This window comes from Microvirga splendida, assembly GCF_016427565.1.
Classification (GTDB): domain Bacteria; phylum Pseudomonadota; class Alphaproteobacteria; order Rhizobiales; family Beijerinckiaceae; genus Microvirga; species Microvirga splendida.
The window spans coordinates 268,325-293,305 of record NZ_JAELXT010000001.1 but is presented as its reverse complement, the minus strand read 5'-3'; the positions used below and the strand labels follow the sequence as shown (position 1 = coordinate 293,305).

The 24,981-nt window shown below is 59.0% G+C and carries 22 protein-coding genes; 18 read left to right on the top strand and 4 right to left on the bottom strand.

The window, feature by feature from the left end; translation table 11 throughout:
• Positions 1-193 precede the first annotated feature (193 nt).
• The 10 genes from JAO75_RS01405 to JAO75_RS01360 all read left to right on the top strand — a co-directional run bounded on the left by JAO75_RS01405 (position 194) and on the right by JAO75_RS01360 (position 12,020).
• Positions 194-2,428, top strand: coding sequence for a trehalose-6-phosphate synthase (locus tag JAO75_RS01405; protein WP_199046033.1), 2,235 nt, complete (start codon positions 194-196; stop codon positions 2,426-2,428).
• A gap of 22 nt (positions 2,429-2,450) precedes the next feature.
• Complete coding sequence (otsB, locus tag JAO75_RS01400) at positions 2,451-3,203, top strand: trehalose-phosphatase (RefSeq protein ID WP_199046031.1); 753 nt, start codon at positions 2,451-2,453, stop codon at positions 3,201-3,203.
• A 1-nt stretch (position 3,204) separates the two neighbouring features.
• The gene (locus JAO75_RS01395) at positions 3,205-5,013 is read left to right on the top strand and encodes a glycoside hydrolase family 15 protein (protein ID WP_199046029.1); all 1,809 of its coding nucleotides are present in this window, start codon (positions 3,205-3,207) and stop codon (positions 5,011-5,013) included.
• A gap of 63 nt (positions 5,014-5,076) precedes the next feature.
• Positions 5,077-6,057 carry a glucokinase gene (locus JAO75_RS01390; protein WP_425523141.1) on the top strand — a complete coding sequence of 327 codons (981 nt, stop codon included), beginning with the start codon at positions 5,077-5,079 and terminating at the stop codon, positions 6,055-6,057.
• 53 nt (positions 6,058-6,110) lie between these two features.
• Complete coding sequence (locus tag JAO75_RS01385; RefSeq protein ID WP_199046026.1) at positions 6,111-7,226, top strand: succinylglutamate desuccinylase/aspartoacylase family protein; 1,116 nt, start codon at positions 6,111-6,113, stop codon at positions 7,224-7,226.
• 1,129 nt (positions 7,227-8,355) lie between these two features.
• Positions 8,356-9,015 (top strand): hypothetical protein, encoded by a 660-nt coding sequence (locus tag JAO75_RS01380; protein WP_199046025.1) that lies wholly within the window; start codon positions 8,356-8,358, stop codon positions 9,013-9,015.
• On the top strand, positions 9,012-9,329 hold the full coding sequence (locus JAO75_RS01375) for a hypothetical protein (RefSeq protein ID WP_199046024.1): 318 nt from the start codon (positions 9,012-9,014) through the stop codon (positions 9,327-9,329). Before JAO75_RS01380 ends, JAO75_RS01375 begins: the two co-directional genes overlap by 4 nt.
• Positions 9,326-9,643 (top strand): hypothetical protein, encoded by a 318-nt coding sequence (locus JAO75_RS01370; protein ID WP_210340129.1) that lies wholly within the window; start codon positions 9,326-9,328, stop codon positions 9,641-9,643. Before JAO75_RS01375 ends, JAO75_RS01370 begins: the two co-directional genes overlap by 4 nt.
• An 86-nt stretch (positions 9,644-9,729) precedes the next feature.
• A complete protein-coding gene (locus JAO75_RS01365; protein WP_199046021.1) occupies positions 9,730-10,077 on the top strand; it encodes a hypothetical protein in 348 nt (115 codons plus the stop codon).
• A 737-nt stretch (positions 10,078-10,814) separates the two neighbouring features.
• Entirely contained in the window at positions 10,815-12,020 is a 1,206-nt protein-coding gene (locus JAO75_RS01360) for a DNA methyltransferase (RefSeq protein WP_199046019.1), read from the top strand.
• 71 nt (positions 12,021-12,091) lie between these two features.
• Here the strand turns inward: JAO75_RS01360 and JAO75_RS01355 are convergent, their stop codons facing one another.
• The 3 genes from JAO75_RS01355 to JAO75_RS01345 form a co-directional block, all read right to left on the bottom strand.
• Positions 12,092-14,575: a bifunctional diguanylate cyclase/phosphodiesterase gene (locus JAO75_RS01355; RefSeq protein WP_199046017.1), complete on the bottom strand. Its 2,484-nt coding sequence runs from the start codon at positions 14,573-14,575 to the stop codon at positions 12,092-12,094.
• A gap of 149 nt (positions 14,576-14,724) precedes the next feature.
• Positions 14,725-15,036, bottom strand: coding sequence for a hypothetical protein (locus JAO75_RS01350; RefSeq protein WP_199046015.1), 312 nt, complete (start codon positions 15,034-15,036; stop codon positions 14,725-14,727).
• Between the two features lie 340 nt (positions 15,037-15,376).
• Positions 15,377-15,868 carry a Ros/MucR family transcriptional regulator gene (locus JAO75_RS01345; protein ID WP_199046013.1) on the bottom strand — a complete coding sequence of 164 codons (492 nt, stop codon included), beginning with the start codon at positions 15,866-15,868 and terminating at the stop codon, positions 15,377-15,379.
• Between the two features lie 384 nt (positions 15,869-16,252).
• Here JAO75_RS01345 and JAO75_RS01340 point away from each other — a divergent pair, with 384 nt between their 5' ends.
• From JAO75_RS01340 to JAO75_RS01320, 5 genes are all read left to right on the top strand, one after another.
• Positions 16,253-17,389 (top strand): hypothetical protein, encoded by a 1,137-nt coding sequence (locus tag JAO75_RS01340; RefSeq protein WP_199046011.1) that lies wholly within the window; start codon positions 16,253-16,255, stop codon positions 17,387-17,389.
• An 8-nt stretch (positions 17,390-17,397) separates the two neighbouring features.
• Positions 17,398-17,952 (top strand): hypothetical protein, encoded by a 555-nt coding sequence (locus JAO75_RS01335; RefSeq protein ID WP_199046009.1) that lies wholly within the window; start codon positions 17,398-17,400, stop codon positions 17,950-17,952.
• Positions 17,953-18,122: 170 nt separating this feature from the next.
• On the top strand, positions 18,123-19,370 hold the full coding sequence (locus tag JAO75_RS01330) for a hypothetical protein (RefSeq protein ID WP_199046007.1): 1,248 nt from the start codon (positions 18,123-18,125) through the stop codon (positions 19,368-19,370).
• A 69-nt stretch (positions 19,371-19,439) separates the two neighbouring features.
• A complete protein-coding gene (locus tag JAO75_RS01325) occupies positions 19,440-20,210 on the top strand; it encodes an SH3 domain-containing protein (protein ID WP_199046005.1) in 771 nt (256 codons plus the stop codon).
• A 947-nt stretch (positions 20,211-21,157) separates the two neighbouring features.
• Complete coding sequence (locus JAO75_RS01320) at positions 21,158-21,442, top strand: basic helix-loop-helix domain-containing protein (RefSeq protein ID WP_199046003.1); 285 nt, start codon at positions 21,158-21,160, stop codon at positions 21,440-21,442.
• A gap of 23 nt (positions 21,443-21,465) precedes the next feature.
• On the opposite strand, the gene JAO75_RS01315 is transcribed toward JAO75_RS01320, so the two are convergent.
• Positions 21,466-22,044 (bottom strand): recombinase family protein, encoded by a 579-nt coding sequence (locus JAO75_RS01315; protein WP_199046000.1) that lies wholly within the window; start codon positions 22,042-22,044, stop codon positions 21,466-21,468.
• Between the two features lie 296 nt (positions 22,045-22,340).
• Between JAO75_RS01315 and JAO75_RS01310 the strand changes: the two genes are divergently transcribed.
• From JAO75_RS01310 to JAO75_RS01300, 3 genes are all read left to right on the top strand, one after another.
• Positions 22,341-24,101: an adenylate/guanylate cyclase domain-containing protein gene (locus JAO75_RS01310; RefSeq protein WP_199045998.1), complete on the top strand. Its 1,761-nt coding sequence runs from the start codon at positions 22,341-22,343 to the stop codon at positions 24,099-24,101.
• Positions 24,102-24,311: 210 nt separating this feature from the next.
• Complete coding sequence (locus tag JAO75_RS01305; RefSeq protein WP_199045996.1) at positions 24,312-24,488, top strand: hypothetical protein; 177 nt, start codon at positions 24,312-24,314, stop codon at positions 24,486-24,488.
• Between the two features lie 26 nt (positions 24,489-24,514).
• Entirely contained in the window at positions 24,515-24,967 is a 453-nt protein-coding gene (locus tag JAO75_RS01300) for an OsmC family protein (RefSeq protein ID WP_343234535.1), read from the top strand.
• Positions 24,968-24,981 lie beyond the last annotated feature (14 nt).

Genomic DNA, 24,981 nt, shown 5'->3' with positions numbered 1-24,981 from the left:
CGCGTTTTTTGTTGCAAATCCAGGCAGAACCCGTCTCCAGCTCCGGTCAAGGCTGGAAAGTTCCGTCGAAAAACCCATAACAGGGGCGAAGGCCGCATCCCCGTGGCCCTCCGTCGAAGGCATTCCGAAGGTCGCTCCGAGGCCAGGCCTCCCCTTCGATGACGGTGCTGGTTTTCTTGAGGAACTGAGTGTTTTGAGGATCATCTTCCGCTTCGGCGGCATCGCATTGCTCGTGGCCGCCATCGTCATCCTGGCGGTGCTGCCCTTTGCGACATCCTTCGTGGAGCAATGGTCGCGCCGCGACGTCGAGCTGCGGTCCCGCCTGGTGTTCAACTCCGTCCGCGACCAGGTCACGGGCCTTCTCGTCCGCAACGATGCCCAGCAGGTGGCCGCCCTGTTCGAGCGAATCGCAGCCGACGAACGCGTCCTGGCCATCGGCTATTGCGACGGGCAGGAGCTGCGCTTCCCCACGGCCAACATGCCGCCATCGTTCTCCTGCGCGGAGGCCGCCCGCTCCGATTCGGAGAGCTTCTCCACCGTCAGAAGCCAGAATCGCAATATTCTCGTCAGCTCCTTCCCCCTGAATGCGGGCGGACGGCTGGGCCACCTCGTGGTCCTGCACGACCTGAGCTACGCCGATCAGCGCGGCGGGGAGGCGAGAAACTACCTCTTCCTGGCCCTCGCCGGCGTCGCCTTCGGGGCCGCGGCCCTTGCCGCCATGATCGCCGCCCTCATCATGCGGCGATGGCTTGCCTCCATCCGGCAGGCGCTGGAGAGTGCCCGCGCGGGCGATGCGCAGCCCGCCGCCGAGGAGAACATCATCCCTCTCGGCAAGGAGATCCGCGACGTGCTCCAGGAGCTGGAGTCCTCCCGGCGGACCATCGATGCCGCGCATACGGACTGGAGCCCGGAGACCCTGCGGGCCGCGCTCGCCAACGAATTGTCCGGCTCCGAGGTCATCGTGGTGTCGAACCGCGAGCCCTACATCCACAACCGCACCCAGACGGGCGAGGTCGCCCTTCAGATTCCCGCAAGCGGCCTCGTGTCGGCCCTGGAGCCCGTGGTGCGCGCCTGCGGCGGCACCTGGGTCGCCCATGGCAGCGGCTCGGCCGACAGGGACGTGGTTGACGCCAACGACCGGGTGCCCGTGCCGCCGAATAACCCGTCCTACACCCTGCGCCGGGTCTGGCTGTCGGAAGAGGAGCAGGACGGCTATTACTACGGCGCCGCCAACGAGGGGCTCTGGCCGCTCTGCCACATCGCCTTCGTGCGGCCGGTCTTCCGCGAGGCCGACTGGCAGTTCTACCGCTCCGTGAACGAGAAATTCGCCGAGGCCATCGTGGCCGAGGCCAAGCGCGAGGATCCGATCATCCTGGTGCAGGACTACCATTTCGCCCTGCTGCCGCGCATGATCCGGGACCGGCTGCCCCGGGCGACCATCGTGACCTTCTGGCATATCCCCTGGCCGAATGCCGAGACCTTCGGCATCTGCCCGTGGCGCGAGGAGATCGTCGACGGGCTGCTCGGCTCGTCGATCCTCGGCTTCCATACCCAGGCCCACTGCAACAACTTCCTTGATTCGGTCGATTCCTACGTGGAAAGCCGCATCGATCGGGAGAGGGATTCGGTGTTCTTCGGGGGCGAGGAGACCCTGATCCGGCCCTATCCGATCTCCATCGAGTGGCCCCCGACGGCCATGGAGGGCCAGAAGCCAGTGGAGGAGTGCCGCCGCGTCGTGCGCGAGCGCTTGGGCCTGTCGCCGGACATGCGTATTGGTGTCGGCATCGAACGGTTCGACTACACCAAGGGCATCATCGACCGCATGCAGGCCATCGACGCGCTGTTGACGGAGCATCCTGAATGGCACGGCAACTTCTCCTTCATCCAGGTCGCGGCGCCGACCCGCAGCAAGCTGGCGAACTACCGCCTGCTGCAGGAGGAGGCGGAGGCCCTCGCCCGTGACATCAACGACCGCCATGGCGGCGACGGTTACGAGCCGATCAAGCTGCTCGTCCGCCACCACGAGCCCAACGAGGTGTTCGAGCTCTTCCGCGCGGCGGATCTGTGCATCGTGTCGAGCCTGCACGACGGCATGAACCTCGTGGCCAAGGAGTTCGTGGCTGCCCGCGACGACGAGCAGGGCGTGCTCATCCTCTCGGCCTTCGCGGGAGCCTCGCGCGAATTGTCGGAGGCGCTGATCGTCAACCCCTACAATGCCTATGCCATGGGGCAGGCCATCAACCGGGCGCTCACCATGCCGGAGCCGGAGCAACGCGAGCGGATGCGGCTCATGCGCGATCAGGTCAAGGAGCGCAACGTCTATCGCTGGGCCGGGCAGATGCTGCTCGCGGCATCGCGCCTGCGCAAGCAGCAGCGGATCCGGCGGCTGATCGCCAGAGGGCGCAGACAGGCGGCCGCCAATGCGTGAGATTTCCGCAGGACAGAAGGTAATGGACGAGACAAACGAGAATTTCGCGCTCTTTCTGGATTTCGACGGAACGCTCGTCGACATCGTCGAACGTCCCGATGCGGTTGCGGTCGACCCGGCCCTGCCGAAGGTGCTCACGGATCTGCAGGAGCGGCTGGGCGGCGCGCTCGCCATCATCAGCGGACGGCCCATTGCCTTTCTGGACGGGCGCCTTGCGCCGCACGAGTTCGACATCGCCGGGCTGCACGGCCTCGAGCAGCGCATCGCAGGCCGGCTCTCCATGTGCGATCCGGACGAGCACCCCGTCCTGCGGGACATGGTGGAGCGCCTCAAGCAGATCGTGGCCGGCAAGGAAGGCGTCCTGATCGAAGACAAGGGCTGCTCCGTCGCGATCCACTGGCGGCTGGCTCCCCACGAGAAGGAATTCGCGCTCGCCACCGCGCACGCGGCCATGGAGGCCTTAGGGCACGATTACCGTGTTCAGCACGGCAAAGCTGTGGCAGAGATCCTTCCCTCGGCGGCCGGGAAGGGCAAGGTGATCGAGCGGTTTCTTCACGAGGCCCCCTACAGGGGGCGGCGCCCGATCTTCATCGGCGACGACCTGACCGACGAGAACGGCTTCAAGGCCGTGAACGCCCATGGCGGCCTGTCCGTGCGCATCGGCGGCGGCGAGACCATCGCCAAGGTGCGCCTCGGCACCCCCGCCGAGCTGCGGCGCTGCCTGTCCGCGTGGGCGTCCGAGGGTTCTCTTCCTTTCGACGAGGGTAATAGTTGACATGAGTTCGCTGGATCTTGCCGTCATCGGCAATTGCATGATTTCGGCACTGGTCGATCGCCGTGCGCAGATCGTCTGGAGCTGCTTTCCGCGTTTCGATGGCGACCCCGTCTTCTCCGCCCTGCTCGATTGCCCCGAGGGCCAGAGCGATGCGGACCAGAAGGGCATCTTCGCCATCGACATGGCCGGCATGGTGAGTTGCGAACAGCGCTATCTCGAGAACACGGCGGTTCTCGTGTCGCGCATGACGGATTCCTTCGGCAACGTCGTCGAGGTCACGGATTTCGCGCCGCGCTTCAAGCATTTCGACCGCACCTTCCGCCCGCCCATGCTGATCCGCCGGGTGCAGCCCGTGAAGGGGCGCCCGCGCATCCGCGTCCGCCTGCGGCCGCATTTCGAATGGGGCGAGCATCCGCCCGGCCAGACGCGCGGCAGCAATCATCTGCGCTTCGTCGGTCCCGACACGTCCCTTCGCCTGACCACCGATGCGTCGATCTCCTACGTTCAGGACGAGCGCTTCTTCGTGGTCGACCGGCCTATGTCGTTCTTCTTCGGCGAGGATGAGCCCCTGCGCTCGGAAGCCGACACCACGGCCCGCGCCTTCCTCGACAGCACGGTGGATTTCTGGCGCGACTGGGTGCGCTCGCTCTCCATTCCGTTCGACTGGCAGGAGGCGGTGATCCGCGCCGCCATCACGCTCAAGCTGTGCAATTTCGAGGAGACCGGCGCCATCGTGGCGGCGCTCACCACCTCGGTGCCCGAGGCGCCGAACACGCAGCGCAACTGGGATTACCGCTATTGCTGGCTGCGCGACGCCTATTTCGTGATCCAGGCCCTCAACCGGCTCGGCACCACGAAGACGATGGAGGAATACCTCACCTACATCACCAACATCGTCGACGACATGGATGCCATCCCCGACCAGAAGGACATGCCGCCGCTCTTCAGCATCACCCGCTCGCCCGATCTCGACGAGCGGGAGGCGACGGCGCTGGCAGGCTACCGCGGCATGGGTCCGGTGCGTGTCGGCAATGCCGCCTACACCCAGATCCAGAACGATGCCTATGGCAGCGTCGTGCTCGCCTCCGTTCACGCCTTCCTCGACAAGCGCCTCATCCGCACCGGCAACCGGGCCCTGTTCGAGCACCTGGAAAAGCTCGGCCAGCGTGCCATCGAGGTGTTCGACCAGCCCGATGCCGGCCCGTGGGAGCTGCGCACCAAGGCGGCTGTGCATACCTTTCCGAGCGTGATGTGCTGGGCGGCCTGCGACCGGCTCACCAAGATCGCCGAGGCCATGGGGCGCGAGGACCGGGCCGCCTTCTGGCGCGAGAACGCCGAGCACATGCACCGGGTGATCAACGAGCACTCCTACAATGCCGACAAGGGCACCTTCGTGTCCTCCTTCGACGGCGAGGATCTCGACGCGACGCTCCTGCTCCTGGCTGAACTCGATTTCGTGAAGGCGGAGGACCCGCGCTTCGTCGCCACCGTGGAGGCCGTGGGAAAAACCCTGCGACGGGGTGACCTGCTTCTGCGTTATGATGTGGAGGACGATTTCGGGCTCATGCACACGGCTTTCATGATCTGCGGCTTCTGGTACGTGGATGCCTTGAGCGCCATCGGGCGCAAGGAGGAGGCGAAGGAGTTGTTCGAGCACATCCTGAGCCTGCGCAACTCCTTCGGCCTCTTCTCCGAGGATGCGGACTTCACCACCGGGGAGCTCTGGGGCAACTTTCCCCAGACCTATTCCATGGTCGGCCTCATCAACTCGGCCGTGCGCCTGAGCCGGAGCTGGGAGGAGGCGTTCTGATCGTCACGATCGGGCGTCACAGGCGAAAAAGGACGATAGGCTTCGATGTTCGCATTTCCCGTTCTGCTCGGCGATATCGGCGGCACCAATGCCCGCTTCGCCGTTCTGCCTGCGCCCGGCGAGCCCGTTCAGCTCCTGCCACGCGCCCTCACGGCGCAGACGCCGGATCCGGTCGGGGCCATCAGGATCGCGCTTGAAGCCTATGCCGGAACAGCTCCGCGCTCCGCCATCATTGCGGTTGCGACCCGCGTCGACGCGCCCGCCATCCGCCTCACCAATGCCCAATGGGTCATCGATGCCGAGGCTATCGGCCGGGCGCTCAACCTCGAGCGCGTGACCCTCGTCAACGACTACACGCCGGTCGCGGCGTCCGTGACGGTGCTCGACGAGGGCAGGGGCGATCTTGCGCCCATAGGCGCCTTCCCGCCGGCCAGATCTGGTGCCCGCGTGGTGCTGGGACCGGGCACGGGGCTCGGTGCCGGCGCCCTGGTGCCGGTGGAGGATCGCTTCGCCATCCTGGCAACCGAGGCGGGCCACATGGAATTCGGACCCACTACGGAGGAGGAAACCGCCCTCTGGCCGCACCTCGAGCGGGTCGGCGACCGCGTCTCCGGCGAGGTGGTGCTCTCCGGGCCCGGTCTCTTCCGCATTGCCAAGGCCCTGGCGGCGCACCGCTGCGTCGACTGCCCCTTCACCATGCCCAATGACGTCCTGGCCGCCGCCCGCGAGGGCGACGCGCTGGCGAAGGACGCGCTGGACCTGTTCGCCCGCTTCCTCGGCCGCTTCGCCGGCGATCTCGCGCTCACCTTCGAATCCTCCGGTGGCGTGTTCATCGCCGGCGGCATCGCGCCCCGGATGATCGACATCCTCCAGTCCGGCGGCTTCCGCGAGGCCTTCGACCGCAAGGCGCCGCACGATGCCTGGGCGAGGCGGGTGCCGGTCTACGCCATCGTCAATCCCGAGCCGGCCCTGCAGGGCCTGGCCGCCATCGTGACGAATCCCGAGCGCTTCGTCTTCCCATCGCAGGGGTGGCAGGCTACCTGAAGAGCCTGCCGTAAACGCGTCGGGCAGCACGCGCTTCAACCTGCTGATTGGTGATGAGAACAGAACAGATCGCCCTTGCTCCGCTGGCTCCCGGAGCCGACCTCTCCCTGACGGTCCAGCGCTTCGGCCAGGAAGGCGCCCGCCCGCGCATCCATGTCCAGGCCTCGCTCCACGCGGACGAGATTCCCGGCATGATCGCCGCCCACCACCTGCGCGAGCGCCTCACCGCCCTCGAAAGCGAGGGACGCATCAAAGGCGAGATCGTGCTCGTGCCCTCGGCCAATCCCATCGGCCTGGCGCAGAGGGTGCTGGGCGACCATATCGGCCGCTTCAATCTTTCCGACGGCATCAACTTCAATCGCGGCTATCCCGATCTCGTGCCGAAGGTGGCTGAGCGTATCGACGGCAAGCTGACGGATGACGGCGCGCAAAATCTGCGCCTCATCCGCGAGGCCCTGCGGGCGGAGCTCGAAGCCTGGGAGCCCGCCAATCCGGCCGAGGCGATGAAGAAGGCCCTGCTGGGCCTCGCGCAAGAGGCTGACATCGTGCTCGACATGCATTGCGACTCGGAAGCCGTGGTGCATCTCTACACGCATACTCGTTCGGAGGAGGAATTCGCGCCGCTCTCCGCCCTGATCGGCGCCCATGCCTATCTCGTCGCCGACGTGTCCGGCGACGAGCCCTTCGACGAAGCCTGCAGCCGCCCGTGGGCGGAACTGGCCGACCGTTTCCCGGATCGCCCGATCCCCTTCGGCTGCCACTCGACCACTCTGGAGTTCCGGGGCGAGCGGGACGTGAGCCACGAGACGGGGCAGGCCGATGCGGCGGCGGTCGTCGATTACCTGATCCTGCGCGGCGTCATCGCCGGCGAGGCTCCGCAGGTGCCGGAGCCCCTGTGCCGGGCCACGCCGCTGGCCGCCTCCGAGCCGGTCCAGGCGCCCGCCTACGGCATCCTGGTCTTCAAGGCGGACATCGGTGACCGGGTGAGAGAAGGCGACGTGATCGGGGATGTCGTGGATCCGCTGACCGGCGCGGTGGTTCCAGCGACGGCACCCTGCGACGGCGTGATGTTCGCCCGGATCGCCCAGCGCTTCGTCACCAAAGGGATGCGTTTGGCCAAGGTGGCCGGCACCGAGGCGCGGCGCACGGGCAAGCTGCTCAGCGCCTGAAAACAAGAAAGGCCGCCCCGAAGGGCGGCCTTTCCATTGTCGGTTCCACGGCCCGTAAGGAGCCGTTCCTTGAGCATCGGACCCAAAAGTGGGGGGCACTTTTGGGATCCATTCGATGCTCCCTTCTTCAGGGCGCATCGTTTAGCGCGGAAAACCGGAAACCACTTTTCCGCACGATGCGCGTGCGTTACGCACCAATCTCGGCAGAGGCCAAGATCCAGGTCACGGCAACCGGGGACCGTAGGGTATGACAATGAGACACTGGATCACCTCCTTTCGTTTGTTGAACGGGAATACCAAATGTGGGAGCGATGACCCGAAGTTCAACAGTGACAAGAGTTTTCCTTTCAATTCAACGATGTGGCAGGCTGTCACACGGTTGGGCTGGTGGAATTGTGGTTCCCGATTGATCCCGTCCATTCCCGTCTAATCCCGACAAACGTAGCATCAACGTAGAATCTCATCTACGCATTCTTGCCTCGTCGGGTTCATGCTGGTGGCGCTCGCGACCAAACCCCCATAGGCGAGAAGGTACAGACGTGTTGCGACATGATCGCAACCGAGACAGCGTTGCTTCGCTTTTGAAGCCCGACCCTCTGTATCTAATTTCACTGCCATCCAAGCGCCGCAACCACCCGACAGTCACGATCAAGCGCAACAATTGAATCGGTAGTGAAGGGTTCTTGGCTGTGTGAGCAGCGAGAGTTCGTAACAGGGTGCGGGTGGGGCATGCGGATCAAGGGCACGGCGTCGTCTCGCAGGTTTCCCCTTTTTGATCTTCTTGTCCCGGTTATGAGGAAGACGACCACTTGCCCTTATCCTTTGGCATGAGGAGCGAATGCGACCTCAGTTAATTGTCCGAGCGAAGCGAGGAATGAGGCGCAGCCGATGTGATTTGCCTGAGATGTCCTAAATCTCATTATAATTACTTTTTATACATTGTTGCTTATAGATTGTTCAATACACGTTGCAGAAATCAGCGATAAGGCGGAGCGGTCACTGCGTATAGACTAGATTTACTAATAATATAAATTGAAAAATACTCTGTATTATGCTTAAATAAAGCATCGATCATTAAGAAATATCTGATCGATATTTTTATATTTATGTATTTTTATAGAGAATGTTTATGGCAGGTATTTTTGATAATATGCGAGACGCGCTTGTGTCCGCCAACACTGTTCAAATCCAGCAGGATACGCTTATTGACTCTTCTCAGGTGGTTAGCCTCAACGACATCCCTCCGGCGATTCTTATTACCGTTGCCACGTTCAATCACTATGACAACGGCAAGGGTCACAAGGGGAAGTGGTCATCCGCTCGCTATGCGATGAACGTGCAGTTTTTCACTCAGACACAGGCATTTACGCCGTCACCAGCATTGTCTGCTTGGTCTGGTACGGTTCAATTGCACGATCCGGGTTTCTGGATGTCGTATGTGGACCACAAGGCTAGCGAGGGAAAGATCGACATCGTTACCCATCATTACCTCAAGGAACAGTACAAGAGGACTGTTCATGAATATCCCGACAATGCTTTGATGGGGACGTTCACCGACAAGAGGTGTGGCACCAACTACTCATGGCCTTACTTCCTGCGCTTCTGGTACGATCAGTTCGAAGGGGCGAACCTTGAGGTCCACTTGGACGCGATGCTGCCCACCATCATTGCATGGGAAGAGGTCAAGCCTGCGCCTGACAAGAAGCTGCCAATCATTCGGGCTCGTTACAATCCGTTGGGTCTTTGGAAGGGCCGAGGAGCTTCCTTGAAAAAGGGTAAGCTCCAATGAGTGACCAAGTTCTCCAAGTCCTCTTCTCCCTCATTGATCAGGTGGAGCAGCTTTCAAAAGATAACGAGATTCTGACGGCTGCCCTTGAAGATGCGCTGGACCGTGTGGCAGCCCTTGAAAACGGGGCTAAGGCCCGTCCTACCGTTGTAGATCCAGACGGCACAGTGAGTGCAGTCTCCGAAGCTCTTGCAAAGGACGTTGACGAGCTTAGGGGATGGTTTCAGCGCCATATGCAGGACGAACATCCGTCGAGGATGCTGTCAGGTGTCGCTCTCCATCATGCACTCAAAGACCTGACAGGAGGGCGGCGATGATGAGCGAAGAGATCCTTGAGATTATCACTGCCCTGACGGAGCAGATCACAGCCCTTGAGGCTCGATTGGACCGGCACGAAGAGATCTGGGAGCGTCTGCGGAAGCAGATGCTTCCTACTCTTCAAGAGGCAACCGAAATGGCAGCAGAGCGCCGTGATCGCAGCCTGAATATCATGCCGTCGCCGGAAGAAGCCTATCTCATGATTTGGGGTGTCGAGCAGTTCGAGCGGATTTGGCGTAAATCTGCGGAACCCTATCTCAAGAATTTCGATGAGGTTCCGAAGGGAAGGCCGGTCGCACAACGTCGGCGCTGATACGCGAAGCTAGTTCTATGCCTCGCCCTTTGGGAGAAGTCGCTATCCAGAGCATCAGATAAATACCTCATAAAAGGGTTTATCTGATGCTCCCCAAGCCTTCCGCAATTTATCCAGTGCCTCTGAACTACGCCTGCGAACTTGCCGAACGGGCAGGTCTCCCGTCAGAAGCGACATTCATCGAGCCTACAAGCCTCGTGGGGCTCGTGTGCGCCAGTGAGAGGGATGCAATTTACTTCCTCCTACACTTCAACGACGCACAACGCTGGCCTGCTGCCGATCCTGACGTTTTCCTGATGATCGTTCCGGTCTCGGACGAGGTTCAAGACTGGATAAATGAGAACCCACATAGCGGCGACTTGATCGATATGGTGGCCATAGAATTCCAGTCCGCTTCGGACCTACGCCGGTTCGAAAAAGCTCTGTGGCCGTGACACCTGAAGCTCTCGACTGCGGGGTTGGCTGGAATGGCCGCTATCGCTGTGGCAGTCCCGGCTGTGATCGCTGTCGAAAGCGTCAGATCCGGCGGGAGTGTCGCGCCGTGCTGAAGGGGTTTGATGCTCCTGATTGCCGATTCGTACCGGTCACAATCAGGTTGGGTGCCACCGCGAATGCTCAGGGTGCAATTACGCAGTTCCGTTCCGACCTCCGCAACCGCTTCAACCTGTGTCGTCAGCTTTCCCGGTGGTGGTTCAGTGCGGCGATCTGGGGCTGGATAGCAGTGGAGGAGGGGGCTGGAAGGTTCGAGATCACCGCTCACGCCATCGTGCGTATCGGACCACTGCTTGGTCAGGCGGATGTCCGTGAGGCCATGACAAGGACGTGGGACAAGCCCGATCAGATCGAGGTCGGGTCAGTGGTAGGCCGCATCGACCTTCCGGCCCTTGCAAGGATCATGGTTGGCCAAGCCCTCACAGCCAGCAGCCAATGGCACCTCAGCCTTCAGGATTTCCGAAGTCTTCGCTTCCGGTACGGTGGAGCGACAGTCTCTATGCGGAGGGTGGCTCAAGTGTGCCGAGAGCCGATGCCAACGCTGTTTTAACGCTTTCATCGTGCGTTTCTGGCGAGGGTGGATTCTCGACCTGTGTGAACTCTTGGAGCAGAATGTTTCCCTTGAGTTCTACCACCGAACCATGAAAGGTTCAGACAGTCTCTCCTGTCGATTCCTTTCATGAAATTTGCCCCCGCAATCCGAGATGCGCGTCAGCGCGCAATCCTCTCTCAAGAGGAGTTGGCCCAAACCATCGGTGTGACACCCCGTGCCGTATGGCTGGCCGAACAAGGAGCGGGAACGCTCAAGACCCTGATCCCCATCCTCGACCACCTTCGGATACCGATTGCTGGCCTTTCGCCAGCCAGCAGTCTAGGTGCCCGCGTCCAAGAGGCTCGGTTAAAAAAGCGATGGTCACTCCAGAAACTGTCGGAGCGGAGCAACCTCTCGATCCCCACGATCCGTGGGCTGGAACAGGGCAAGGGGCGCATTGCCAGCCTTGAGGCTGCCATAGCCGCATTGGCCCCGACTGCGCGCGTCCGGAAGCCTGCAACGATCAGGAGGGAAGCACCGCGCGGGATGGGCCATTCAACGGTCCAGAGATTGGTGCATGCCGACTGCATCGACTTCATGCACGGCATGGAAAGCAGGTCTGTGGATCTTATCGTGACCAGCCCTCCCTATAATGCTGGTAAGGAGTATGAGGCTGATCTTTCGGTCGAGGAGTACCTGAACTTTGCAGAACGGTGGGTGTCCTCCATACCACGGCTCCTAAGTCCCACGGGCGCGCTTTGGCTCAATGTCGGCTATTTCAGACCAGAAGTTGGTCAGGCCGTTCCGCTGACATATCTCTACTATCCGCTTCTCGCTCGGCACGGGTTGCACCTCATCCAAGAGGTCGTCTGGCACTTCGAGGGCGGGTTAGCCTACTCCAAGAGGTTTGCTCACCGCACCGAGCGGTGGATGTGGTTGGTGAAAGATCCGGCCAATTACGTGTTCCACCTTGATGATGTCCGCGACGGCACCCTCAATCGGTCGAACGATCAGAGGAACAATCCTGCCGGAAAGAACCCGACCGACTATTGGTACTTTGACCGTGTGGTGGGTGGGAGAACTGCGTCAAAGGACAAGACGGACCATCCAGCGCAGTTTCCCCTGCCAATGATCGAGAGGATCGTCCGAGCCTGTAGCAGCCCCGGTGCCGTTGTGCTTGATCCCTTTGGCGGCTCCGGCACGACCGCTGCTGCGGCCTACCAGAATGGCCGTGGATTCATCAGTGTCGAGGCCAACCAGCGTTACCACGAGATCGCCAAGGCCCGTTTGGAGAGGTTGCGTAAGGAGAATGGCGCAGAGCCTCCACCCGATCTTGAGCGGATTGCATCATAAGCTTCCCGCTGCCCGTGTAGAGCGGGAGCTACGTCCGTCCGTGATGAAGATGGTCCGTAAGACCCTATCGATCAGCCAGAGCTTTTCGTCTCCCAATTGCTCCAACTGGCGATGAACTCCGGCACCTCGGAAGCCGTCACGGCCTGTGAATAGAGGAAGCCTTGGGCATGGTGGCAACCTAGAGCGCGCAGCCGCAGGGCCTGACCGGGTGTTTCGACGCCTTCGGCGGTGATCGCGAGGTTGAGGCTGTGACCGAGGCTGATGACCGCTGCGACGATTGCCGCATCGTCGGCATCCTCCTCCAAGTCCCGAACGAAGCTTCGGTCGATTTTGACGTGATCGACCGGAAACTGCTTGAGGTGGGTCAGTGAGGCATAGCCGGTGCCGAAGTCGTCAAGGGCGATCCGCACCCCTCGTTCGCAAAGCGTCCGGAGGATTGTCCCGGCATACTCCGCGCTTCTGCCGAGCAGGACCGTCTCGGTGATTTCCACCTCCAGCCGCTCCGGCGGGACTTTCGCAGCATCCAAGAGGCTCAGAACTTCCTCCGCAAGGTGAGGACGGTTGAACTCTGCCGATGAGAGGTTGACAGCGACGCGCCCGAAGTCGATGCCGTTATCGAGCCATTGCCGCATATCTTGTGCGGCTCGACTGATGATCTGCTTGCCAAGGGCTACCCCAAGCTCCGGATCAGCGAACGCTGCGCTGAAAGCGGCTGGCGTCAGGATGCCTCGGCTAGGATTCTCCCATCGCGCAAGCGCCTCGAATCCAACGATCCTCCCAGAGGCGAGATCGATCTTGGGCTGGTAGTGCGGCAGGAACTGCTCTCGCAAGAGCGCCTTCCGCACCTGCTGCCTGAGAGCAGCCTGATCTTCGATGTCTTGCCCCATCTCCGATGTGTAGACCACGACCCTGTTGCGGCCTTGAGCCTTAGCCCGATAGAGGGCGATGTCGGCTGCCTTCATCAAAGCCATCGGGTCAGCGTGGTGATCAGGGAAGGCCGTGACGCCGATGCTGCCTTTGATGATTAGCTTCCGGCCTGTATAGGAGAACGGCTGCCGCAGGCGCTTAATCACCCGCTCTGCATATCTGATCGAATGCTCAAGCCGCATCGGCTCGACTAGAATGATCCCGAACTCATCGCCTCCAAACCGTGCAACAGTATCGCACTGACGGGTAATGCCCTCCAGACGGCTCGCGACCTCTCGCAGCACCGCGTCACCTGCATCATGGCCAAGGAGGTCATTGATCACCTTGAACTCGTCCAGATCGAGCATGAGGAAGCTCACGCTCGTTTCACTGCGCTTGGCCTCGGCTAGTGCCTGCTCCAGACGCTGCTGGAACAGGGCACGATTAGGGAGCCCCGTCAGCGGATCGTGGTTGGCAGCGCGCCAGATCTCTTCCTCTGCCGCCTTGCGCTCGCTGATATCGAAGGTGACGCCAACGATCTGACTTGGCCCACGCTTCTCGGCGCGAATACCAACCCATTGCACTTGATTGCTCGGTAAGAGGTAACGAAGCTCAATGCTGCTTGCGCCTTGCGCCGCAATCTCGCGGAAGAACGCCTCCCGCTTGTGCAGGTCATCGGGGTGGACCCTCTCCAGAAAGCCGGAAAGGGAGCGGGGTGAATGCCCAAGCAAGTCGGGCAGGTTCTTGGCACTCGAAATCTCGCCGGTTTCGAGGTCTAGCTCCCATGCCGACATTCTTCCGACCTGTAAAGCAAGCCGGAGTCGTTCCTCGCTGGCACGGAGTTGTTCCTCGGCCTGCTTACGTTCGTGGATGTCGCTCAGGGTGCCAATCCATTCACGGATCGAACCATCGGGGTTCTTGATGGGTACGGCGCTGTTCAGCGTCCAGCGGTACTCACCGCTGGCGTGCCACACACGACACTCATGCTGATAAGGGACAGCAGACGCTACGGCTGCCAACCACGCTTGTCGGGTCCTCTCCCTGTCATCGAGGTGGACGACGTTGAGAGTGCCCAACCCAACAGCTTTATCCTCGTCCTGTCCGGTAAAGTCTTTCCAGCCTCTTGCCTCAGTGATCATTCCGTCTGGCGTGGCGAGCCATACGACCCCGGCGCTGACCTCAAGAAGCGCACGATACTGCTCTTCACTCCGCGCCAGTGCCGCTTCAGTCATCTTAGCCGCATGGATGTCCGTGCTGGTGCCGAACCACCGCTCGATCCTGCCGTGATCGTCATAGGACGGTGCGGCTTGGCTCAGAATCCACCGATACTCGCCGGAACGATGGCGAATGCGATACTCCGTTTCAAATTTTTCCCCGGTTGTGACGGAGTGCTCCCATCGGGCCTCTACCCGGCTGCGGTCGTCAGGGTGCGCCACCTCTCTCCAGCCGTCCTCGTGAGCAACGCCAACGGGAACGCCTGTGAATTCATACCAGCGACCGCTGTAATAGTCGTTGCCGCCATCGGGCTGCGCCAACCAAACCATTTGTGGGATGATCTCGGCAATGGCTTTCCAGTCTCGATCCCTCCCGGCAGGCTGGCGTGCTCCCACTGACGGAGAGTTGGGTTCGCTTGCGCTACGTCGTTTCATTCAGGGCTGCCCCGATAGACCTAGTGTTATTTTGCTTCTCTCGCAGAAAGCCGCTCAGTGGCAAGATGGACTGACTACAATAGGACTGTCTTCTGAATGTGAGATTAGGTCGCAGAAAGTTGCGTAAGGCTTACACGGGCCGTGCCACTTTAGTGGGTCTGGGCTGCTGAATGCTGGACCTCATCCTGTATTGCGGCTTGGCAGACCTCCCGAATGGAGTTGTCATGCCAGTTCGCGAATAACTCCCAAGCCGCATTGATATCCTTGCAGACGATCTCGACGGAGAAGCCCTGAAATCGTGGAGCGAGGGATCTCACGCCAATAATCCGGCTCGGACCTGTGGCCTCTCGGATCTTGGTCAGGAGAGCCCATTCAGCGTCATCAAGGACGCAGAGGGTCACGGTTCGAAGACGCTTCTTATAGGTGGAGGTTTGGTTGGGAGCGAAGTCGCGGTAGCGCATGGTGATCCTTGGACAGATGTTTGGGCTATTTATCCAAGGTGATCGCTGCCCGTTTTGGCCTCGGACGGGCTCCCCATGCAGATCGGCTCATAGTTAGGGCTGGCAGCCCTACATTTTGGATCAAGAAGTTTTGTCACTATGGATGCCCCCTGACCCCAAACACGGTCAGGAGGGCAAGACCTCGTACTTCCAGCCAAAATAGCTGTATTCGACATCGCCTCTGCAATCAGGCCAAAGTTCTGCTGGTGCCGCTCAGGTTCCTTCCATAGTGCTCGCGGTGCCCTATCCAAAAAGAAGGCCGCTCAGAGATAGCGGCCTTCTAACCTTCGTCGGAGCGGCGTTAAGCGGCCTTCTTCCGTCCGCGCTTGGCTGGAGCCTTGGGTGCATCCGCTTGGACTACATCATTGGCGGCGGCTTTGGCCTGAGCCGTCTTCCTGCGCTTCTGACCAAGACCCATGCTCTTGGCTAATTCCGACCTCTGAGCCGCATAGTTTGGCGCAACCATGGGATACTCGCGGGGCAAGCCCCACTTCTCACGGTAAGCTTCAGGGGTCAGACCCAACTTCCCAAGGTGCCGCTTGAGAGACTTGTATTGCTTTCCGTCCTCCAAGCTGATTAGGAAGTCCGGTGTAATCGACTTCTTCACGGACACAGCAGGGGTAGGCTTCGCTTCTTCCTGCGTTCCAGCCGGTTGGCCGATGTTCTGAAGCGCCGCGTGAACGCTTCCAATCAAGCTCGGAAGTTCGGAGGCTGGCACTGAGTTGTTGGTGACGAAGGCCGACACGATGCCAGCCGCAAGCTCGATGTAGTTTGATGTTGTTTCGTTGGACATTCAAGATCCCATTGGATGAGGCGTCTAAAAAAGGTGCAGCCTCATCTGCGCGCTTTTTTACTAACTGAAAGATAGTGACCCGCAGCTATACGCACGATCTAAGAAGTTCAAGTGGTTGAATGTTGGCTCCCAACTCTCATAGCAGATCGGTATTGGGAAGGACCAAGCCATAAAGATGATTGGCTCATCCCAATGAAGGGCAGCAGAGATGGGATTTCCCGCTAGGTGAGCCAGATTTTGGCGGAAGAGTCGACCCTATGACTCAGAATAACGAATGACACTCGTAATAGTGATTCATAATATACATCGATTACGAAGTTATACTTTACAAATATTCCATCCTATGAAACAATGAATCATAATCAATATTGACGGGGTTTGCCCTTGAATCAATGTCTGGAAGTGAAACCGCGCGCGTTCAACGGTTGGGCTCTTAGCACTCTCATTTCCTACGACGAAATCCACCCCGGCATTCTCCGATTTGCTATGGCCGCAGGCCCCCTGCGCCGACAAGCGATCTTTCTCGTGCTCGCGTCCTGTCTCCATGAAGGGCCGGCGGGCATCGCAAGCCGTCTTGGCTCTCTTCTTCCCAATGCTGGACCTGCGGGTGCCGACCCGCGAGCGCAGATCGCTCAGGTTCTCATAACCCGCCCGATCCGGGTGCGGGACATCGTTCCTGCCGCCTTCGGGTCCGTAGAGGGGCTGGTCGGAGTTCTTGGCCGCTTGGGCACTAGCCCTCTGCATCCGGCCACCTACCGCACCATCGTGAACATCCTCTCTCAGCCTGAGCACCGTGGCCGCGCCAAGATCCTCCGGCAGATAGAGAAGGTGGCTCCCTCGATGCCTGCGGTTCTGTTGGCGCTCAAACCTCCCTTTGTGCTTCCCAATCTTGTCGAGGGTCTGCGCTCGGTTGAGCAAGTGGCAGACTTCAAGACGACCATCGACTTGATCCTGCGCCTCGTGCCGCAGGTGACGGAACTCGAACTGGCCAAGAGCCTCGCAGAGGTCAGCCCCGAAAAGTTGGACGATTGGGCCATGCGGTGGTTGGATAAGGCTGAACGCTTTCCTGTTTCTCCGCCGATCTATGACAACAGTGATTTCACCGTCCTTGGCTCTGCACAGGCCATGCGTGAGGCAGCGGCGCGCTTCAACAACTGCTTGGCCACCAAGATCCGGTTCTGCGTGGTCGGGCGGCAAGCCTATGTAGAGTACCTGCCTGAACCCGCCATCATCGAAGTCCTGAGCCTGAGCCCGAACCATTGGCTTCTGACCGGCATCTATAGTCCCAACAATCGTCCTGTTGATGGGGCTACGGCTCACACGATCCACCGGAAGCTCGAAGCCGCTGGCATCCTGAGCCCCGCGCGGGTAGCGCAGGCCAAGCCCTACAACGCTGTGGCACGGCTCCTCGGCATTAGGCAGTTCGACGGGCTGGAGCTTGATGTGCTTGAGGATGATGCAGGGCCTGACGATTTGCAGGCCATCTTGAATGAGGTGGCCAGAGACCTCCACGCGGCGTGACCCCCTTCATGCGCGTATTCGTGAACCAAATAGCAGTGGCCGGGTGGAAGCTGATCGAGCCGAGGCTCGATGCAATCCTTGCCTCCCCACGAACGCTTCGGATTGCGATCATGCTTGGGAGTTTCCTGATGATCGTGAAGTGGCCTGTGCTCTCTGGGCTGCTCTTGTGGGGCTCGGTCATATGGGCGGTCCCGCTGCTGATATCGGATCGACGCGAAGCCGTCCGTCTCCGCGCGGCATGTCAAAGCACGGAGGCTCAGGCGGAAGCCCTGCGAAGTGCCCTCATCTTCGCGCAGGGGCAGATCTCACATCTGGAGCAACAACTACAGGAAGCGAAGGAGCGCCAAGGAAGGGAGGGCAAGGGCCATCCCGTGTTCCGGCGGGTTGGGCTCGATGAGGCCGCGCCCGACTTCGTAATCAGGGCGGTCCACAAGGCTTATCGGAAGGCGCTGCATCCAGACGGCAAGTCCCAACAGCACCGAGTCGAGGCTGATCGGCGTTTTCGAGAAATGGAACAGGTGTTTAGCGAGATTCGGCGTCTTCAGGAATGGGCGACGGCCTAGCAAGGGCGTTACGACCCCATGAGCGTTTCCGTGGGGTTAAGCCGCTCACATTTACCTTATGCCATAAAGTATGAGGCCGAGGCCAAGTTGAAGCGTGGCGATGTCCCCATCTGCAATGGTAATATGGGCGGAAATAGAAGCCGGTAAGCTAAATCGGCTTGGGGGCAGATATGTCTAAAATCCGGCTGACGAGAGCCATACTGACTGCCGCATCCTTCAATATGATTGCTGCCACCGCTGCATGGGCTGATGCCGACTATGCTCTCCATTGTGATCGTGAGTTTGGTTTCCGAACAAATGGATCTCTGCCGTTTACAGGGGCACCGAGACCGGCCAAGCACCCCTTGACCTTTACTGTACGATTTACGGGCACGGAAAGCACCCGATTAGACAGTATGAACGGTCGGACCACGTTCAAGAACTTCTATTTGGAAAGCTCAACGAGCACGGACTACGGAGGCGAAATAAAGGATTCGCCTCAGCGAGCCTCCCACACGTATGGACTTGAGAAAGCCGACTATGGACCTCTCGGTGTCAGGTGGGCCTACTCCGAGCAATGGAAGGCATTCACCTTAAGCAACGCAGGAATGGAGTTTCTTTGTGAGAAGAAGCCCGTTGAACAGAAAGCGGAACGCCCATCCGATCCACGGCCATATGATCTTGGCGAGAGCAACGGCGCACGCTGGACTTCGATCATCTTAAGTCCAAGCAACATTGGCGACGACGGTATTGCCAGCGTTAGGACTAGAACGGATTTTGATAACAAGCCGCCCACGCATGCGATCTACATGATCGGATGCCATCAAGGTAATCGATTTGTCGCTAGAACCGACAATGTTCCCGAAGGCGACGATGCTCCAGCCATTCCGATTAAGCGCACTGGCCAGCCCCCAAAGAAGCATCTGGCAGAGTATCGGCTTTGGGGTGCCGTCTGTGAGAGTAAGTATATTGATCCGTCAGCGCCGCAAAGTGAAGAGCAGGCTGCAAAGGCGTCTACTGCGGACAAGAGCTTAGGATTGGAGAACTGGAAGGTCGATACTCAACGCGGGTCGAGGGAGTATTCCGTCAGGAACTCGGCTGGCGACACTCTTCGGATGAATTGTCATAGCTGGAAACCGAAGGGCGGTAAGCCGGTTCAGATTAGCTTCCTGATCGGGGGCAAGGCCCCGCCGCCAGATAGCAGTATCAAGATAAAAGTTAATAATCGACAGCTTGAGCTTGGTGCTGACGAAACATCGTCTGTGTCAACCGAGTGTCATGCCTGTGCTGCGAACTTCTGGTCGCTTTGGGAGGAACTCCGCAAGGGGCGCACCATGGAGGTGTCACTAGAGGATGGACGGAGATCAACCTTTTCCATTACCGGGGGCGCGCGAACCTTGCCCAAGAATCACTGCATGACGAGTTTCGAGGTATATTGACTCCTCGTGGAAGTCACGAGCGCGAGTTGGCAGACTTACGTGGTGCTTAAGCGAGAGAGACAGGTTAAAATGAATAGTTCAGTTGGCGCGCTGCTCTTAGCTATCGCGGCTGTAGGGTTGCACCAGCCTGCTTGGGCTACCGCCGATGGCCCCGATTTTTTCTCGGTGAAAGGCGTAGCCTCAAACGATGTGCTATTCGTTCGCGAGAAACCTTCCGTAGCTTCTGCTAAAATCGGGCAGATCCCTCCGGATGGACGAGGGCTCCGCAATCTGGAATGCCGCACCTTTCATGGAGGGCAGGAGGTCATCAACTCAGATGCTCCGCTTCCCGGCACAACCCGTTGGTGCAAAATACAGTACCAAGGGATGGCGGGGTGGGTAAACGCACGCTTCCTCAAGGCTGATATGGAAGCGGAGGCTCAGTTGGAGCAACAGGGTAAAGACCTTTCTTTGTCTGACGCTGATGCTCCGTCTGAAGGGCTGCACGGCCCGGCATCTGGGACTATCCGAGCGCAGATGAAGAAGAGTCGCTTGAGTAATGATTACGTCAGCGTGTTTTATGGCGACCTGACCGGCCAAGGAACCAATGATGCGATCTCTCTCATTTACAGCCCATTCGAGGGTGGAAACAGCATGGAGTTGCATACGTGGGTCTGGCGCGAGATCAACGGGACCTACAAGCTTGCTAGAATTGTGAAGATCAACGAGTTATTCGGGGAAAGCCCTCGGAACGTGAAGTTCTCGCCCGGTCGCATTTCAGTTACCACGACCGTTCCAAAGCCCGATGATCCTCGCTGTTGCCCAACCGGCGTTAAGACGTTCACGATCTCCGTTCGTTAGAACCGAAATCCTTCGCGTATTCAATAATATATATGCCACATCATGCCTGATCTCGCGCATGGGAAAAGGTATCCATGCGTCATCATACTCAAGATAATGATAACAGGTCTTGCAGGCCGCATCGATCTGCAACGACTGCCTAAGAAAATGCGCCTCTTCAAGAGTGGAAGATCAACGATGGCTCGCAGAAAAGCCCTAACATACATCCTATTAACCGTCTCAGCCTCGGCCTTTACTTCAACGTCTTCGTTCACAGTAGGAACGACAGCGGCCGCTGCCCAACCAGCCTCCAAGCTGCAAATGACGTGTCGGAATATTCGTCGGGAGTATTCCGTGGTGTTTACACCTGCGTCACGCACTTTCGTCGCGAAAGTAGAAGAGGGCGAGACGCCATATTCGGTTAAAGATGTGCGGGTAGAGAGCGGGCATTACGTCGTGAGTGGAACAACTAATAACAGTGGGCCAAGTTTCACTGCATACTTTGGGAAGAAAAAGAGGATCGAGTTCAATGGAAATGGCTTCCCTCAGCAGGTAGATGCCTGTCGATGAGCTAAGATCGTCCGCGCTTGTTCTAATATTGCTGACGCCATGTTGTCGAGATTGCTGGAGATCCCTCGGACTACGCAACTCATCCTTGTGCCCTTTTAATCAGCAGCAACCAACTCATGGGCGGTGAGTGGCTCTGGGTCATTAGTCGCCCGGCCAATCGCCGCCGCCTTTGGAAGGTGGACGCGACCGAATGTGGACAGCATCCGCTGGATTATCTTCTCGTCGGCACAATACAGCATGATCATGTTTGAGGAATGGTGCGACCTTCTTCGGGCCATTCGGTCCGTGGAAGGCACTTGGTGCGCCATGGCAACATAGTTTCAATGTGCTCCGATTGCCTTGATTCTGCCAAACGTCCGGTTAGCCTGAGCGGACCATTCTTATGGATGAAGGATCAGATGAAGACCCTCACACTTGTCTTCGACGAACGTGAGTTGAGTACCCTCCGAGCAGCCCTTCTCCTCCTGCAAGAGCAGATTGATGTGCTCCCTGAAGATCTGGCGGAAATGCTCCAAGGGCATGGGCATCCAGTAACCGCCGCTGAGATCGACTTCCTTGCTAAACGCTTAGACATCCCCAACGGTGGGGGTGACAGCCTCCCGGACAAGGTGTCGTCAAAGGTCGAGACGCTGGTGAGGATCGACCGGAGCGTGATGACACCTCCGGTGGCGCACAGGCGATAGGCTCGACAGCTTACAACTCGACCTTACCGAGCCTCAGTTTCGCACGGGCCGGTCTCGCTCAGGATACGGTAGACCGACGCTCGGCTGATCTTGAGCCGCTTGGCGATATCAGTCGGCGCGATGCCCTCCGCCTTGAGCTTTGCAACTTCGGTGCTCTGACGACGGGCGGTGGGTACACGTCCACGGAACTTCCCCTCCTTGCGCGCCTTGGCAATCCCGACCCTCTGGCGCTCCAGCATGATCTCGCGTTCCCACTGAACGATGCCGCCAACGAGCGTCATCATCAAGCGTCCATTCGGGGTGCTCGTGTCGATGTCCAAATCGAGGATTCGGAGGGCGACACCCTTCTTCTCAAGGCTTTGCACGATCTCCCATAGGTGGGGAACGGATCTAGCAAGCCGGGAGAGGGACGTGACAATGAGCGTATCGCCCTTGCGGCAGAACCTCAGCACCTCCTCCAAGACAGGCCGCTTCCCAACCGAACTGGCCTCCTCAACAAACAGGTGGTCCTCATTGACACCAAGCGCGCGGAGCGTTTCGACCTGTGCTTCGAGGCCAGCCTTTTGTTCGTCAGTGCTAGTGCGTGCCAGCCCAATCAGCATGTTGCCCCCTGACCATGTGAGACAACTATGGGAGACTTGGCCTTAAAAATCAAGAGACAACTTGTGTGAGACGGCTTTCTGAATACTTCGCCGTTCTCACACGGTCAGGGTCGTGTGCATCTGCTTTCGGACAAAGACGTAGTGTTGGCCATCTGGTGGGCCGCTATCGAGGACCCGCCGGAAGCTACCGCCTTTGGATCGCCTCCCTCACCATATCAAACCCGACGATGACAGTTTTGCCGTGGACGAAGCGGCAACTCCGTTGCACAATTGCTTTTGTGGTTTAGGGCACTCCAATGAAGGTCCAACGACGGCTTGCGGCCATCCTTGCGGCTGATGTGGTCGGATTCTCACGACTAATGAGCCAGAGCGAAGAGGAGACTCTTGCCCGCATCAAGAGCCTGCGAGCCGAGGTGGTTGAGCCCCATGTAGCCGAGCAGGGTGGGCGGATCGTCAAGACCACAGGAGATGGGTTCCTCGTGGAATTCCCAAGCCCAACAGGGGCCGTCGAATGCGCCATTGCCATTCAGGACGCGCTGAGGGTCGAAGGCACTCAGGATAATGGCCAAGCTCTAAAGCTCCGTATCGGTATCAATCTTGGCGACATCATCATTGAAAGTGACGGAGATGTGTTCGGGGACGGGGTGAATATCGCGGCCCGCTTGGAGCAGATTGCCGAGCCCGGAAGCATATTGATTTCCAGTAAGGTCCACGAGGAGGTCCGGGGCAAACTGCCTTATGTCTTTGAGGACATGGGTGAGCAGGAGGTGAAGAACATCGACAGGCCAATTCGGGTCTTTGCCATTGGACGGTGCTCGGACGGAACAACAAGTGCTGAGGTGCTCCGTAGAGCCCTCCCGCTGCCCGACCGACCCTCTATTGCCGTCTTGCCGTTCACGAACATGAGCGGCGACCCGGAGCAGGAATACTTTGCAGACGGTATCACAGACGACCTGTTGACGGCCTTATCTCGTACCCGCTGGCTCTTCGTGATTGCGAGAAATTCCAGCTTCACGTTCAAAGGACAGGCGATAGACGTAAAGGAGGTTGGGCGGGTTCTCGGTGTTCGGTACGTGCTTGAGGGCTCAATCCGTCGTGCTGGCAAAAGAGTACGGATTACAGGCCAGCTTATTGAGGTCGCGACCGGAGCCCACATATGGGCTGATCGCTTCGACCGCGAAATAGAGGATATTTTTGACCTCCAAGACGAGATCACACGCGCTGTCGTATCCGCTATTGAACCAACGTTGCTGACAGCAGAAATCGCCCGTGCCCGTGCCAAGCCAACCGAAAGCCTCGCGGCCTATGATCTTTATCTCCGAGCACTGCCAGACTTCCATTCATACACAGAGGCCGGATTTCGCCACGCCGAAGCCCTGCTTCGCAAGGCAGTTGAGCGTGATCCAGAGTTCTCAGCGGCATGGGCCGCATTATCAGATTGTTTGGCTCGAATGACGGTCGGAGGCTGGATTGCGGATTGGAGCTACGGGTCAGAGCAGGCGTGTGAAGCGGCGCATCGGGCAATTGGAGCCGACAATGCCAATGGGACTGCCCTTTCAATCGCAGCCTTTACACTCGCTGGCCTCGTTGGGCATTTCGACGAGGCAGCAGACCTCGCCAACAATGCCCTGCGATTACATCCAAATTCCGCCTTCGTCTGCACAAACTGTGGGTGGGTCTTCGTGCATATTGGCGAGTATGAAAGGGCATTGAGCTTGCTGGATACAGCGCGGCGCATGAGCCCCATCGACCCTCGGGTACACCTCATAAACAGTGGGACGACTGCCGCTTACCTGTTTTCTGGCCGCTTTGAAGAAGCGGAACTGTGGGCGCGACGCACACTGGAAAGAATGCCCTCACATCCAGTTTCACTCCGATACCATACCGCTGCCCTCGTCTTCCTCGACCGATTAGATGAAGCGAGAGCGGTCGCTTCAAAACTGCTAGAAGTGCAGCCGAACACCTCAATCACTCGTTCGCGACGATCCCACTACCGTGACAAGGCCATGTTTGAACGGTTTCTTGAGGCGCTAAAGCTCGCAGGAATTCCAGAATGAGCATGCGCCGTCTCGCAGCTTTTGGGCAAGCATCGGGTCCATAGATCTCGAAGACCGTCGCACCCCTATGTGCCGCATTTTGCATCGAGTCTTCGGTTCACCGTTCATTTTATAATCTCTGGCATCGGTTGGGAACATCAACATCGCACATGGAGGGCCGTGATGTTCAGCCAATCGCATTCGCATCGGGTTTAGCGAATGATGAGCGCCTTGATCGATGCTCGCCCTGATTGGGCTGACCAAGCAATCTTCGAAGACGACCGTACCAAGATGCTTCGGTACGGCACCTCTATCGGCATGACCACCGAAGAAATCATGGGGATCACCAATCCCGATGTGATCTTGGGGCTATGGACTGCTGCGGTGGCCAAGGACGTGGTGGCTTAGACTTAGCGCAGACAGGGGAGGGCTATATGACGACAATGACGGTCAAACTACGTGGCATTCCTGATACCGAAGCGTCGGTTGGTTGGGCAGGCGCTCACTCTGTGGTCGTTGACCGGCCAGAGGGAAGGGCAGGTGGTCAAGGACTAGGGTTCAATGGCGGCCAACTGCTTGGGGTGGCAATTGGCGGGTGCTTTTGCAACGACCTTTACTATGTCGCCCATGAGATGGGCATCCGGCTGTCATCGGTAGCAGTCGATGTAACGGTGACATTCGACGGTGATCCGCTGCTTGCAACTTCGGCTGACATGCAGGTGGCCATTGAGGCTGCCGATGCGAACGCCGATCTGGATGCCGTTATTGAGCGCACGAAGGCAACCATCCACCGTGAGCAATTCAATCGCTCGTGGAGTTCCTGTCAGGGTTTCAGCCAGATAACGGTGCCGGGTCTAAAAGATCGCGAATTTCGAGGTGTCATGTAGTTACAAAAAGAGTG

Bases quoted from the DNA above. Each gene is read 5' to 3' on its own strand.
- otsB (WP_199046031.1), top strand. From the start codon at position 2,451: ATGGACGAGACAAACGAGAATTTCGCGCTCTTTCTGGATTTCGACGGA.
- JAO75_RS01395 (WP_199046029.1), top strand. From the start codon at position 3,205: ATGAGTTCGCTGGATCTTGCCGTCATCGGCAATTGCATGATTTCGGCA.
- JAO75_RS01385 (WP_199046026.1), top strand. From the start codon at position 6,111: ATGAGAACAGAACAGATCGCCCTTGCTCCGCTGGCTCCCGGAGCCGAC.
- JAO75_RS01380 (WP_199046025.1), top strand. From the start codon at position 8,356: ATGGCAGGTATTTTTGATAATATGCGAGACGCGCTTGTGTCCGCCAAC.
- JAO75_RS01375 (WP_199046024.1), top strand. From the start codon at position 9,012: ATGAGTGACCAAGTTCTCCAAGTCCTCTTCTCCCTCATTGATCAGGTG.
- JAO75_RS01370 (WP_210340129.1), top strand. From the start codon at position 9,326: ATGATGAGCGAAGAGATCCTTGAGATTATCACTGCCCTGACGGAGCAG.
- JAO75_RS01365 (WP_199046021.1), top strand. From the start codon at position 9,730: ATGCTCCCCAAGCCTTCCGCAATTTATCCAGTGCCTCTGAACTACGCC.
- JAO75_RS01360 (WP_199046019.1), top strand. From the start codon at position 10,815: ATGAAATTTGCCCCCGCAATCCGAGATGCGCGTCAGCGCGCAATCCTC.
- JAO75_RS01355 (WP_199046017.1), bottom strand. From the start codon at position 14,575: ATGAAACGACGTAGCGCAAGCGAACCCAACTCTCCGTCAGTGGGAGCA.
- JAO75_RS01350 (WP_199046015.1), bottom strand. From the start codon at position 15,036: ATGCGCTACCGCGACTTCGCTCCCAACCAAACCTCCACCTATAAGAAG.
- JAO75_RS01345 (WP_199046013.1), bottom strand. From the start codon at position 15,868: ATGTCCAACGAAACAACATCAAACTACATCGAGCTTGCGGCTGGCATC.
- JAO75_RS01335 (WP_199046009.1), top strand. From the start codon at position 17,398: ATGCGCGTATTCGTGAACCAAATAGCAGTGGCCGGGTGGAAGCTGATC.
- JAO75_RS01330 (WP_199046007.1), top strand. From the start codon at position 18,123: ATGTCTAAAATCCGGCTGACGAGAGCCATACTGACTGCCGCATCCTTC.
- JAO75_RS01325 (WP_199046005.1), top strand. From the start codon at position 19,440: ATGAATAGTTCAGTTGGCGCGCTGCTCTTAGCTATCGCGGCTGTAGGG.
- JAO75_RS01320 (WP_199046003.1), top strand. From the start codon at position 21,158: ATGAAGACCCTCACACTTGTCTTCGACGAACGTGAGTTGAGTACCCTC.
- JAO75_RS01315 (WP_199046000.1), bottom strand. From the start codon at position 22,044: ATGCTGATTGGGCTGGCACGCACTAGCACTGACGAACAAAAGGCTGGC.
- JAO75_RS01310 (WP_199045998.1), top strand. From the start codon at position 22,341: ATGAAGGTCCAACGACGGCTTGCGGCCATCCTTGCGGCTGATGTGGTC.
- JAO75_RS01300 (WP_343234535.1), top strand. From the start codon at position 24,515: ATGACGACAATGACGGTCAAACTACGTGGCATTCCTGATACCGAAGCG.